The sequence below is a fragment of the Kineococcus sp. AC630 genome, assembly GCF_979255925.1.
The window spans coordinates 14,756-26,837 of record NZ_CEEDMJ010000016.1; the positions used below are offsets into that span (position 1 = coordinate 14,756).

General features: G+C 72.4%; 13 protein-coding genes. 4 read left to right on the forward strand and 9 right to left on the reverse strand.

The window, feature by feature from the left end:
• Positions 1 to 3 precede the first annotated feature (3 nt).
• Positions 4 to 621 (reverse strand): TetR/AcrR family transcriptional regulator, encoded by a 618-nt coding sequence (locus AC0I8G_RS17100; protein ID WP_471731003.1) that lies wholly within the window; start codon positions 619 to 621, stop codon positions 4 to 6.
• A 119-nt stretch (positions 622 to 740) separates the two neighbouring features.
• Between AC0I8G_RS17100 and AC0I8G_RS17105 the strand changes: the two genes are divergently transcribed.
• A complete protein-coding gene (locus AC0I8G_RS17105; RefSeq protein WP_471731004.1) occupies positions 741 to 1,298 on the forward strand; it encodes an NAD(P)H-dependent oxidoreductase in 558 nt (185 codons plus the stop codon).
• A 13-nt stretch (positions 1,299 to 1,311) separates the two neighbouring features.
• On the opposite strand, the gene AC0I8G_RS17110 is transcribed toward AC0I8G_RS17105, so the two are convergent.
• Together AC0I8G_RS17110 and AC0I8G_RS17115 are read right to left on the reverse strand one after the other, a co-directional pair.
• A complete protein-coding gene (locus AC0I8G_RS17110; RefSeq protein WP_471731005.1) occupies positions 1,312 to 1,791 on the reverse strand; it encodes a hypothetical protein in 480 nt (159 codons plus the stop codon).
• Between the two features lie 9 nt (positions 1,792 to 1,800).
• The gene (locus AC0I8G_RS17115; RefSeq protein WP_471731006.1) at positions 1,801 to 2,232 is read right to left on the reverse strand and encodes a hypothetical protein; all 432 of its coding nucleotides are present in this window, start codon (positions 2,230 to 2,232) and stop codon (positions 1,801 to 1,803) included.
• Between the two features lie 130 nt (positions 2,233 to 2,362).
• On the opposite strand from AC0I8G_RS17115, the gene nadE reads away from it, so the two are divergent.
• Positions 2,363 to 3,184 carry an ammonia-dependent NAD(+) synthetase gene (gene nadE / locus AC0I8G_RS17120; RefSeq protein ID WP_471731007.1) on the forward strand — a complete coding sequence of 274 codons (822 nt, stop codon included), beginning with the start codon at positions 2,363 to 2,365 and terminating at the stop codon, positions 3,182 to 3,184.
• Between the two features lie 375 nt (positions 3,185 to 3,559).
• Here nadE and AC0I8G_RS17125 read toward each other — a convergent pair whose 3' ends face one another.
• From AC0I8G_RS17125 to AC0I8G_RS17140, 4 genes are all read right to left on the reverse strand, one after another.
• On the reverse strand, positions 3,560 to 4,270 hold the full coding sequence (locus tag AC0I8G_RS17125; RefSeq protein WP_471731008.1) for a heme oxygenase-like domain-containing protein: 711 nt from the start codon (positions 4,268 to 4,270) through the stop codon (positions 3,560 to 3,562).
• A 239-nt stretch (positions 4,271 to 4,509) separates the two neighbouring features.
• Complete coding sequence (locus AC0I8G_RS17130) at positions 4,510 to 4,791, reverse strand: hypothetical protein (RefSeq protein ID WP_380262189.1); 282 nt, start codon at positions 4,789 to 4,791, stop codon at positions 4,510 to 4,512.
• Positions 4,788 to 6,254 carry a PP2C family protein-serine/threonine phosphatase gene (locus AC0I8G_RS17135; protein WP_471731009.1) on the reverse strand — a complete coding sequence of 489 codons (1,467 nt, stop codon included), beginning with the start codon at positions 6,252 to 6,254 and terminating at the stop codon, positions 4,788 to 4,790. Before AC0I8G_RS17135 ends, AC0I8G_RS17130 begins: the two co-directional genes overlap by 4 nt.
• A gap of 8 nt (positions 6,255 to 6,262) precedes the next feature.
• Positions 6,263 to 6,982 carry a GAF and ANTAR domain-containing protein gene (locus AC0I8G_RS17140; RefSeq protein ID WP_471731010.1) on the reverse strand — a complete coding sequence of 240 codons (720 nt, stop codon included), beginning with the start codon at positions 6,980 to 6,982 and terminating at the stop codon, positions 6,263 to 6,265.
• A 410-nt stretch (positions 6,983 to 7,392) separates the two neighbouring features.
• Between AC0I8G_RS17140 and AC0I8G_RS17145 the strand changes: the two genes are divergently transcribed.
• Positions 7,393 to 8,316 carry a GAF and ANTAR domain-containing protein gene (locus AC0I8G_RS17145; protein ID WP_471731011.1) on the forward strand — a complete coding sequence of 308 codons (924 nt, stop codon included), beginning with the start codon at positions 7,393 to 7,395 and terminating at the stop codon, positions 8,314 to 8,316.
• An 18-nt stretch (positions 8,317 to 8,334) separates the two neighbouring features.
• Here the strand turns inward: AC0I8G_RS17145 and AC0I8G_RS17150 are convergent, their stop codons facing one another.
• Together AC0I8G_RS17150 and AC0I8G_RS17155 are read right to left on the reverse strand one after the other, a co-directional pair.
• Entirely contained in the window at positions 8,335 to 9,801 is a 1,467-nt protein-coding gene (locus AC0I8G_RS17150; protein ID WP_471731012.1) for an aminotransferase class I/II-fold pyridoxal phosphate-dependent enzyme, read from the reverse strand.
• Positions 9,798 to 10,007 (reverse strand): hypothetical protein, encoded by a 210-nt coding sequence (locus tag AC0I8G_RS17155; RefSeq protein ID WP_471731013.1) that lies wholly within the window; start codon positions 10,005 to 10,007, stop codon positions 9,798 to 9,800. Before AC0I8G_RS17155 ends, AC0I8G_RS17150 begins: the two co-directional genes overlap by 4 nt.
• 349 nt (positions 10,008 to 10,356) lie before the next feature.
• On the opposite strand from AC0I8G_RS17155, the gene ctaD reads away from it, so the two are divergent.
• Positions 10,357 to 12,069 carry an aa3-type cytochrome oxidase subunit I gene (gene ctaD, locus AC0I8G_RS17160; RefSeq protein WP_471731103.1) on the forward strand — a complete coding sequence of 571 codons (1,713 nt, stop codon included), beginning with the start codon at positions 10,357 to 10,359 and terminating at the stop codon, positions 12,067 to 12,069.
• Positions 12,070 to 12,082 lie beyond the last annotated feature (13 nt).

Consider the following 12,082-nt stretch of genomic DNA (forward strand, 5'->3'; position numbering starts at 1 on the left):
GACTCACGCGAGCGCCGGTCCCACGACCCGGGCCACGAGGTCGCTCCACCCGGCGGCGAGCCGCTGCGGGGACAGCGGCGGGACGGCGCCGGGCTGCTGCTCGACGTGGAAGTCCAGCGGTGCCTCCAGCGCCGCGAGCAGGTTGAAGGCCAGCACCTCCACGTCGCCCTCGACACCGGCGGCCTGCAGCAGGACCCGGACGTGCAGTCGCGCGAAGGCGGCCGGGGCGTTCGCCCCGCGGGTCAGGTGGGCGTCGGCCTCGCGGAGGAGGTAGCCGCGGTCGGCCAGGAACCGCAGACGCTCGTGGCCGAAGGCCACCAGTCGCGCGACCGGTTCCGCGCCGGGGCCCAGCGGGGGTGGACCGCTGAGGCAGGCGGCCTGGAAGTCGCGTTCGTACTCGTCCAGCAGGGCGGCGAAGAGCCCGGCGCGGGACCCGAAGCGGCGGAAGACGGTGCCCTTGCCGAGGCCGGCCTCGGCGGCGAGCGCGTCCATGCTGAGGCCGGCGACACCGACGTCCCGGACGAGGCGGCGTGCGGTGCACAGCAGCAGTTCCCGGTTGCGGGAGGCGTCGGCGCGTTCCGGCGGCGGCGGGGAGCCCAGGAGGCTGACTGTGCGGCGCACGGGTGAAGCGTAGGCCCTTCCCGTCCGGATGCTTGAAGAGGACAAGAGAAACGGACTACAGTCCGCATCAGGAACGGGCGTGTCCGCCCCTTCCCACCCGCTTTGCGAGGAGATCCACGATGACCAACGTCCTGGTGCTGGTCGGCAGCCTGCGCGCCGCCTCCACGAACCGTCAGATCGCCGAGACCGCCGTGCAGCTGGCGCCCGAGGGTGTCGAGCTGACGATCTTCGAGGGCCTGGGTGACCTGCCCTTCTACAACGAGGACATCGACGTCGAGGGCAGCGTGCCGCAGACCGTCACCGACTTCCGCGCCGCGATCGCCGGCACCGACGCCGTCCTGGTCGTCACCCCCGAGCACAACGGCACCGTCCCCTCCGTGCTGAAGAACGCGATCGACTGGGCGTCGCGTCCCTACGGCGCCAGCCCCCTGACCGGCAAGCCGCTCGTCGCCATCGGTTCCGCGTTCGGTCAGTTCGGCGGCGTGTGGGCCCAGGACGACGCGCGCAAGGCGTTCGGCATCGCCGGCGCCGACGTCCTCACCGAGATCACCATGGCGATCCCGGGTTCGGTCGTCCGCTTCGCCGACGTCCACCCCAAGGACGACGCCGAGGTCGTGGAGAAGCTCACCGTCGTCCTGCGTGGGCTCGTCGCCGCCACCACGGTCGCCGCGGCCTGAGTCCCGCCGCAGTTCACCGGGTGGGCGCGACCGGGACCATCGCCGAGGCGTTCCGGTCCCAGATGCGCGGCGCCCGCCCGGCGAACTCGGTGGCCAGCCACGTCCGGACCTCCTCGAAGGTCCGGCCGGTCTCGGCGACGCGGTGCTCGCCGAGTTCCTCGAACCGGTCGTCGTCGAGGCAGTAGGCGACCTGGTCGAGGGAGTTCATCTGCCGGATCGTGACGAGTTCCGCGACGAGCCGGTCCTCCGGGTGCGCGGCGGCCGGGTGCAGTTCCCTGGCCGCAGCGCAGAACTCCTCGCCGTGCGCGGTGTCGGTGAAGCTGTAGCGGTTCGCCCCGCCCGTGCCGTCGTTGCTCACCAGCCCGAAGCTCTGGCCGAACCGCAGCAGGTCGCACGACCAGGCGACCTCGAGGGCGTCCTCGGGGGCGTCGGGGTCCTCCTGGTAGCCGCTGATGCTGTAGCGCTGGTGCGGGTGGCTCATCGGCAGGGGCACGGCCAGACCCTAGGCGACCTCCACCTCGACCTCGATCGGGACGGGGACCTGCACCGGCACGGGAACGCTCTGCAGCCGCGACCGGGCCGCCTCCAGCACGACGAGCTCGGCGATGGTGGCGGGGGCGAGCAGGTCCAGCGTGGCGGCGATGCGGGCGCACAGCGCGTGGTCCTCGGAGACGAAGGCCGCGTGCACGAAGGCCAACCCCATCACGAAGCTCGCGTGCCGGCGGGCCTCGATGGCCTGCAGGTCGTCGAGGGTCAGCTGGACGCCGAGGACCCGTCGCGCGCAGGCCGGACCGAGGTGCAGGACGGTGCCCGTGGGCGTCGCCACCAGGGCGGCGCCGGTCGGCAGGTCGTGCCGGCAGAGGGGTGCCTGGCACCACCCGCCCTCGCGCGAGAAGCCGACGACGCGGCTGCCGGGAGGGACGGAGGAGAACATGCAGGAGTCATCGGGACGAACGTGGCGGGGCTCGATGCGCCGCTCGGGGGACCCTCGGCACCGGAACCGCGGCCCCTCGACGAGGTGACCGTGTCCTGACGGCGGAGAACCTGCGCGGGATACTCCTGCCGTGCGTCCCCACCAGCGAGCCATCGCCGACGAACTCGGCGTCGTCCCCTCCGTCGACCCCGCCGTAGAGATCACGCGGCGCGTGGCGTTCCTGCACGACTACCTCCTGCGGACCGGTGCCGCCGGCTACGTGCTCGCCGTCAGCGGGGGGCAGGACTCGACCCTCGCCGGGCGCCTGTGCCAGCTCGCGGTGGAGGCGGTGCGTGCCGAGGGCGCCTCCGCCCGGTTCGTCACGGTGCGGATGCCGTACCGCAGCCAGGCGGACGAGGAGGACGCCCAGCTCGCACTGCGCTTCATCGCCGCCGACGAGCGGCTCACCCTCAACATCGAGCACGGCGTCGACGGCGTCGCCCGCGACGTGCAGTCCGCCACGGGTCAGCCGTTGAGCGACTTCGTCAAGGGCAACGTCAAGGCGCGGCTGCGGATGGTGGCGCAGTACGCCGTCGCCGGTGAGCAGAACCTCCTCGTCGTCGGCACCGACCACGCGGCCGAGGCGGTGACCGGGTTCTTCACCAAGTACGGCGACGGCGGTGCGGACGTCGTCCCCCTCGCCGGGTTGAGCAAGCGGCAGGGCCGGGCGCTCCTGGAGCACCTCGGGGCGCCGGTCCGGTTGTACGAGAAGGCGCCGACCGCCGATCTGCTCGACGACCAGCCCGGCCAGACCGACGAGGCGAACCTCGGTCTGAGCTACGCCGACATCGACACCTACCTCGAGGGCGGCACCGTGAGCGAGGAGGTCGCCGAGGCCATCGAGGCCCGGTACCGGGCCACCGAGCACAAGCGCCGGCTCCCGGTCTCGGGCCGCGACGACTGGTGGCGGTAGCGGGGAGCCACCCGCCGGAGCGCGTGCGGATCCGGGTCCCGGTGAACGGGTGGAGCACGCCGCCCGACCCTGACGGTTCGCCGGAGAACCGGCTCCTGCCGGTGTGGCCCGCTGGAGCTGTCTGACGATCAGCAGGTCGTGACGTCGGCACCCGCAGCGCGCCGGTGAGTTCCGACGTCTCGAAACCCTCGACGACCTCCGAGACCGCGAGGTGGAGTTCGTCGAGCACGGTCACGAGTTGTTGCAGGAGTTCCGGCCCGCGCCGACCGCGGTGACCCCCGGTCCGCCGGTCAACCCGCCCTCCCAGGGGGTGCCGACCAACCCGGCGCAACCGGGGCGCTGACGCGGGGGCGGGCGGACGAACGCGGTGGTCCCTCATCCCCGGGGTCGTCGCCCCACCAGCCGGAGGACCTGGTGGCTGTCCGGCGCGTCGTCGTGGTGGTCGGCCGGGAGCAGCGAGCTGGTGCCGGCCGACCAGGCCCCGAGGACCTCCTCGGCGACCAGCCGCGCCAGGGAGGCGCCCGCCCGGGCCCCGAACACGACGTCCGCCGCGAGTTCGGGCTCCGTCGCCAGCAGGCTCGCGACGAGTTCACGTCCCGGACCGACGGCGGCGCCGAGGGACGGGGAACGCAGGTGGGAGAAGGCCAGGTGCCCGGCGAGGGCCCCCCGGTCCCTGCGGTGCAGGCCGAACATGGTCGCGGTGTTGACGGCGGCCAGGCTCGTCGCCGGGAGCCGGCTCACGTAGGCGCCGTGGGCGGCGTCGAGGGCCAGGTGCGCGGTGAGCCCCGTGGCGTCCCGGGCGGTCGCGAGAGCGGCGAGTTCCGCGTCGACCTGCGCGGGGCCGGTGAGGAACTCCGGCCGCGTCCCTCGACCGAAGCCGTGCCGTCCGTGCACGAGGACCTGCAGTGACCGTTGCAACGCCATCTCCAGGTCGGCGCGGACCCACAGCAGACCGAGGTCCCACTCGAGGTCGTCGACGACCTGGTCGATGCCCTCGTGGTGCAGTTCGTAGAGCAGCAGGAGGGTGAGTTGCACGTCCTCGTCGCGCAGGACGTCGACCGTGTGCGCCCGCTGCGCGAGTCGCATCAGGTCCTCCTGTCGGGGTTCACCCCCCGCGCTGAGGAGGAAGGTGGTGAGGGCGTCGCTCAGCGGCCCACGCGCCGGTGGCAACGGCAACCGGCCGCTGCGGGAAGGGTGCGGACGGCGGAACCGTGACGGACCACGACTGCTCCAGCGTTCGAGGGGTCTCCGCCCGCCGCTTGGAGCTGCGGCAGAAACCACGGGCGGTTCCGCCGCGGACGCAACCCCGCTGCGGCGGTCGCTTTTCAGGGACGGGGGTCGTTGCGGACCCAACGGCGGCCCGTGGCCCGTCCACCCGTGGCCGCCAGGCACTTCGGGCAGGTCCACCGGACCTGGTCCCCGCTGCCACCGGTGAACCGGTCGAGGTCGGAGAACTCGACGTGCGGGAAGCGGGCCAGTCCGGCCCGCCGCAGCGGGACGCCGCACAGCGTGGCGTTCTGTCCGGGTTCCCAGGCGTGGGCCTCGCCGGCGGGCAACCTGCTCCCGCCGTCGTCCGGGACCCACGTGCTGCTCGCTGCGGTCTTCACGAACTCTCCTTCCGGGGATCCCGCCACCGGGCGAGCAGGATCGTGGCGTCGTCCTGGAGGCTGCCGTTCTGGTGGTCCATGATCGCCCGGGTCAGGCGACGGACCGTCTCGGCGAGGCCGAGGTCTCCTGCCGCTGCGCGCTCCAGGAAGTCGACGAGGCGCTGCCGGCCGAAGAAGTTCCCCTCCTCGTCGCGGGCCTCCTCCACCCCGTCGGTGTGCAGGGCCAGCCAGTCGCCCGGCTGCAGGGTGAACTCCCCGAGGGGGAGCCCGTCGTTCCCGGCGACCGGGAGACCGAACGGTGTGCGCCGTCCTCCCGAGAGTTCGGTGACCACGCGCGCGTTCCGCAGCACGACCGGGGCGGGGTGACCGGCCCCGAGGTAGCGCAGGCGCCCGGTCGTGAGGTCCAGGTGCAGCAGGACCCCCGTCACGAGCGCGTCGGGGAAGTGCACGGCGAGGACGGCGTCGATGGCCGCGGCCTGGGCCTGCAGGCCGCCGCCGGCGCGGCGGGAGGTGCGGTAGGCCGCGAGCGTCGCGGAGGCCATCAGGCCGGCGTCCAGGGCGTGACCCATCGCGTCGAAGACGGCGAGGTCGACGTGGTCCGGGGCGAGGGCGTAGTCGAACACGTCGCCCCCCACGTCCGCCGCGGGTTCGAGCAGTCCGCTGACGCTGAACGACCGGGTCCGCGCGGTCAGCGGTGGGAGCAGTCGCCAGATCAGTTCTGCGGCGACCGACCGGGGGCGGGTCTGCCGGGTGGCGTCGACGGTGTCACCTGTGGCCCCGGCGGCCGTGACGAGTCTCCCGACGAGCCGCGCCAGCACCTCGAACTCGTTGCGCAGCAGCGGGTCGAAGAGATCGTGCCGGTCCAGGGGCGACGCGTCGAGGACGCCGGTGACCTGGGCGCCGTCGAAGACGGGGATCCACCAGCGCGGGTGCGGACCGGTCAGTGCGGTCTGGGTGCGCCCGCTGCGGAACGCCCGCCCGGGCAGGGTGCGTTCGATGAGGAGCGGTCCGCGGACGCGGTCCTCGCGGACGGGGTCGAACGGGACGAGGAGCCGGCGTTCGTCGTCCGCCAGGTAGATCACCAGGCGGACCCCGCGGCTGCGGCCGACCCGGTCGGCGATCAGCCCGAACTCGCCCGCCGAGGCCTGCTGCACGCTGTCCAACAGCGTCGCCAGTGCGGTCCCGGCGCTGCGGGCCGCGCGGGGGCGGCGCGGACCGACGGGCACCAGCAACCCGGCGCTGCGTTCGGTCAGCCGCTGGTTGGCGGCGTGGGCCAGCAGGGTGCGGTCCCGGACCGGCAACGACTCACCGGCGAGGAAACCCTCCACCTCGTCCGGACCGAGGGAACCCCCGAGGGCGAAGAACGTCCGCCAGAGTTCCCCGAGGCTCAGGCCGGGGTGGGTGAGGGCCCGGCGCAGCGCTCGTCGCTGGGCCTCCTGCACCGGGTCGGGAGGTGCGGCCACCGAGCCGTTCACGGCCGGCGGCGGGTCGCCGCGTCGACGAGGGCGCGGGCGACGACGTGGACGGGTCGGCCCTCGTGGGTGGCCAGGTCGAGGAGGACCTCGGTGGCGCGGTCCTCGTCGACGCGGTCGCGTTGGACGACGATCCCCCGGGCGGTGTTCACGACGTCGCGCTGCCGCAGCGCCCGCTTCAGGTCGGCGCTCAGGTGCCGTCCGCGTTCGGCGACCCGGGCCTCGGCCAGCAGCACCGCCGCCTGGGCGGCGGTGAGGCTGAGGACGCGTTCGCTGCGCAGGTCGAAGGCGTGCGGGGCGCGCCCGTAGACCTTGATCGCGCCCAGGACGTCGTCGCCGGCCACCAGCGGGACGCTCAGCAGCGACAGGAACCCCAGGCCCTCCAGGTCGAGGGCCCACCGCGGCCACCGGGCCTCGGTCCGCACGTCGTGGACGACCGTCCGGTGGCGACGGGCGACGGCCTCGAAGCACGGCCCCTGGCCGTCCCGGTACTGGAGTTCGTCAGCATGCGCCGCGATCTCGTCACTGGCGGCGGTGGTGGAGGCGCGGCCCGCGGTGTCCAGGACCGTCACCGCGCAGGCGTCCGCCCCGGAGACCGTCTCCAGCACCAGTTCGGTCAGCAACGGCAGGACGACCTCGACGACCCCGCCGGTCAGCAGCGCACCGGTGCTGCGGGCGACGACGACGGAGAGTTCTTCGGTGGGGGACAGGAGGTCCACGGCGACACCTCGCGGGGTGGGAGAGCGGCCGCTCCTTCGACTCTGGGCACAGAGTACTCGCAGGAACCCGTCGCACCAGTTGCGGGACCGGGTTGCGGTGGCGGCCGAACGTGCTGGCACGGGACCCGGTCCCGGACGAACCCCGCGGACGAGCTCGTGTCCACGCGGTCGAACCCCGTGACGACCTCCTCGCCCACCTCGCCGGCTGGGTGCGCATCCGCGCACTGGCCGGCCTCCGTCCTGCGCGACGCGGCGACCCGGCCGCTCGGGAGTGCCCCCGGACGATCAGCCCGGGGATACGGTGATCATCGACGCGGAACCCACCTGCCGGACGCGCGGCGGACGTGCCATCATCTGCTCTGCGTCCAACAGCGGGAATGCACTCCGACCGACCCTGGAGTCATCTCGCGATGTCCACCACGACCGGCGCCACCACCCCGCACCCGATGCCTGCACGTACCGCGTCCATCGTCCGCACCGCACCCCCGAGCCGGGAACGAGCCGAGGAACCGTCCGGCCTCGACGCGCTGGAGGTGGACCTCGAGCAGACGGCGGTCCTCCTGCAGCTGGCCCAGCTCGCGCAACTCCCACCGGAGGAGCTCTGCGGTCCGGACCTGCTGTCACGGCTGGTGACGGTGGCCGGACGGGCGCTGCCGACCGCCGACTGGTGCAGCATCGCGCTGGGAGACCCTTGCGCCCCGCGCGACGGGGCGGCGGACTCCCGCACCGCGCAGCTCGCCGACGGTCTGCAAAGCCGTGCGGGGGAGGGCCCCGGCGTCGACGCCTTCGCCCACGGCGTTCCGGTGCTCGTCCAGGACGTCGGTCAGGACCACCGGTGGCCGCGTCTCAGCGTGCTGTCCGGGGCCTCGCCGGTGCGCGCCGGGCTGTCGGTACCGATCACCGTGAACGCCGTTCCCAACGGGACCCTCAACGGCGAGGTGATCGGCGTGCTCACCTACTACAGCGCACAGCGGGGCGCCTTCGACTCCGCCGACGACCTCGATCTCGGTCTCACGGTGACCGCCGCCGCGGCGACCGTCCTCGGGGCGCGGGCACAGGTGGAGGCGTTGCAGCAGGAGGTGCAGAACCTGCGGACGGCCATGACCAGTCGCGCGTCCATCGAGCAGGCGAAGGGGATGGTCGCGGCGTGGTTGTCGTGCGGTCTGGAGGAGGCGTTCGAGGTGATGTCCCGGTTGAGCCAGGACCGCAACGTCAAGCTCCGCGACCTGGCCGTCCTGCTGGTGCGTGACCCGCTCTCCACCGGACTGCGCGAGCTCCTCGTCGCGTACCGAGCGTCGTCCCCGCGCCCGCGCAGCCGGGGACCCCGGGGGTGACCGGACGCCGGCCGGCCCTCAGCCCCGGACGACGCGCAGCACCTCCATCGACGGGTCGGCCGCGTCGGGGACCAGCATCCCTGCGGCCACCCCGCTGGCGAGGTACTCGACCGCCTCCCGGGTGATGACCTCCCCGGGGACCAGGACCGGAACGCCCGGTGGGTAGGGACTGACGACCTCGGCCGACACGCGGCCCACCGCGCGGTCGCGGGGTACCTCCTCGGCGGGAGCGAAGAACGCCTCGCGCGGCGTCATGACGCTCTCCACCGCCAGACCCGCCCGCGAGGGCAACCGGACGGAGGGTCCGCCGCCGATCCCGTCGGCTTCCGCGACCATGCGGCGCAGCGAGCGCAGGAGGACCTCCTCCGTGGCGGCGTCGTCGGCGTGGGTGAGGCGGGCACCGATGCGGCAGGTGTCCGCCGAGCCGACGTCGACGTGGCAGGCCGCCCGCAACCAGTCACCGGCCTGGAACCCGGTGATCCCGAGCGGCCGGACGTCGACGGTCACGGCCAGCGGGTCCAGGTCGAAGGCTCCCCGGGGGTGCACCACCTCCCGGCCCATGACCCGCAGGCCGGGGAGGCCGTCCACCTCGGCGCGCACGCGGTGGGCCCGCCGCAGCGCCGACCCCAGGAGTTCCTCACCCTGCTCGACCATCTGCCGACGCCAGCCGTCGAGGCTGGCGTACACGAGGGGGGACGAGCTCGTGGTGCCGAGCAGGTCCTCGCGTTGCCTGAGGACCACGGGGTCGACCCGGTCACCCTTGAGGTGGAAGACCGAACTCTGCTCGATGGCCGATCCCATCTTGTGCACGCTGGTGACGACCAGGTCCGCTCCCGCGTCCACGCCCCACGCGGGAAGATCGCCGTGGAAGGGCAGGTGCGCGCCCCACGCCTCGTCGACGATCAGCGGGACGTCGAACTCGTGGCACACCTCGGCGACGCCCGCGATGTCCGCGCAGGTGCCCCAGTCGGTGGGGGTGATGAGGAGCACACCCTTCGCCTCGGGCTGGAGTTCCAGCGCACGACGCACGTCGGCCGGCTCCGGGGGGTGCGCGAGGTGGAGGTCGTCGTCGAAGTGCGGGTGCACCCACACGGGGTCGATGCCCGAGAGGATCACCCCCGCGATGACGGACTTGTGCGCGTTGCGGGAGACGAGCAGCTTCTCCCCGGGACCGGCCACGGACATCATCGCCGCCTTGACCGACAGGGAACTCCCGCAGGTCGAGAAGAACGTGGTGTCCGCTCCGACGGCGTCGGCCATGAGTTCCTCGGCCTGGCTGACGACACCCTGGGACTCCCGGCGGTCGTCGAGCCCGTTGAGGGTCAGGATGTCGCACGCGAACGTCCCCCGGCCCATCACCTCGAGCACGCGCGGGTCCACGCCGCGACCCTGCTTGTGCCCGGGGGGTCCGAACACCACGTCCCCGCGGCGGTGGAATTCCGTGATGGCCTGCAGCACAGGCACTCGCGAGTGGTCCGCGCTCACGGCAGCCCCACCTCCAGGGCGCACACGGCCTCGAGCGGGACCGCCGTGGGTTCGGGTTCCAGCGCCACCTGCAGGTAGACCTCCCGGTCCTCGACGGCGACGGGAACTCCCGTCAGGCTGGTCCCGTCGTCGAGCCGGACGGTCAGGGCGTCCGCCGATCCCGGGTGGACGCGGATCTCCTCGGCGGCGTCACGCAGACGTTCCACGATCTGAGCTTGCATCACGGCTGTTCCCCGGGGGCTCGGGCGGGGACTTCCCCGCCTCGTGCGCTGCGCCTGGTTCGGCAGCGGTGGCGGACCACACCGAGGTCGGTTCGACCCTGGACGTGGTCCTCGCCCCATGGTGCCCAGGTCCGGTGGGACCGGCAACCGCACCGGACTCGAGAGGGGGCACTTGCCTCCGGGGGCCGGGACGACCATGCTGGTTCCGTGCTCCTGGTGGACCACCCGCCGGAGTGATCGTCTGCAGCCACGCGGACCCCCTGCCCACAGCCCAGGACGAGCCGTGACGACTACGCCGACCGAACCCACCACCCGTCAGCCCCGCGAGGTTCCCGTGCCGCCGCGGCGCGGGTCGGTGCTGGCCCGGTGGTTGTCCAGCACCGACCACAAGGTGATCGGCAACCTCTACTTCGTGACCGCGTTCGTGTGGTTCCTGCTGGGCGGAGTTCTCGCCCTGCTGATCCGGGCGGAACTGTGGGAGCCCGGTATGCAGGTGTACGCGACGAAGAACGAGTACAACGCGTCCTTCACCATGCACGGGACGATCATGTTGCTGCTGTTCGCGACGCCGTTGTTCGCGGCCTTCGCCAACGCGATCATGCCGTTGCAGATCGGGGCCCCCGACGTCGCCTTCCCGCGGTTGAACATGCTGTCCTACTGGCTGTACCTGTTCGGTGGCGCCATCGCCGGGGCGGGTTACCTCGTGCCGGGCGGCCCCGCCACCTTCGGCTGGACGGCTTACGCTCCGTTGTCCGACCAGGTCCACAGCGCGGGACTCGGGGGCAACTTCTGGGTGATGGGTCTGGCCCTCTCGGGGTTCGGGACGATCCTCGGTGCGGTCAACTTCATCACCACGATCCTCTGCATGCGCGCTCCCGGCATGACGATGTTCCGGATGCCGATCTTCACCTGGAACGTCCTCATCACCAGCGTGCTGGTCCTCATGGCGTTCCCGGTGCTCGCGGCCGCGCTGCTCGCGCTGGCCGCGGACCGCATCCTCGGGGCCCACGTCTTCGAGGCCGCGAACGGCGGGCCGCTGCTGTGGCAGCACCTGTTCTGGTTCTTCGGGCACCCGGAGGTCTACATCATCGCGTTGCCGTTCTTCGGCATCGTGACCGAGATCTTCCCGGTGTTCAGCCGCAAGCCCGTGTTCGGCTACAAGGGTCTCGTCTTCGCGACGATCTCCATCGCCGGCCTCTCGGTGACGGTCTGGGCCCACCACATGTTCGCCACGGGCAAGGTCCTGCTGCCGTTCTTCTCGTTCATGACGATGCTCATCGCGGTCCCGACGGGGGTGAAGTTCTTCAACTGGATCGGCACGATGTGGCGCGGCACGCTCACCCTGGACACCCCGATGCTGTGGGCGGTCGGGTTCCTCGTGACCTTCCTGTTCGGCGGGCTGACCGGGATCATCCTGTCCGCGCCGCCGCTGGACTTCCAGTTGCACGACTCCTACTTCGTCGTGGCCCACTTCCACTACGTCGTCTTCGGGACCGTCGTCTTCGCGATGTTCGCGGGCTTCTACTTCTGGTGGCCGAAGCTGACCGGGAAGATGCTGCACGAGGGCTGGGGCAAGCTGCACTTCTGGATGCTGTTCGTCGGGTTCCACACGACGTTCCTCATCCAGCACTGGCTGGGTGCGGCCGGGATGCCCCGTCGCTACGCGGACTACCTCCCGGGGGAGGGGTTCCAGAGCATGCACCAGATCTCGTCGCTGGGTTCCTTCCTGCTGGGTGCCTCGATGCTCCCGTTCCTGTGGAACGTCTACCGCACCGCGCGCCACGGCGAGCGGGTCACCGTCGACGATCCGTGGGGTTTCGGGATGTCGATGGAGTGGGCGACGTCCTGCCCGCCGCCGCGGCACAACTTCACGTCGCTGCCCCGGATCCGGTCGGAGCGTCCGGCGTTCGACCTGCACCACCCGCAGGTCGTCGGCCACGACACGCACGACGCGGCGAAGGGGCTCCTCGGCGGCGTCTACGGAGCCGCGGACCTGCACGCGCGCGAGGAGGACGTCGGACCGGGCTCACCCCAGTCGCGCGACTGAACCGCCACTCGTG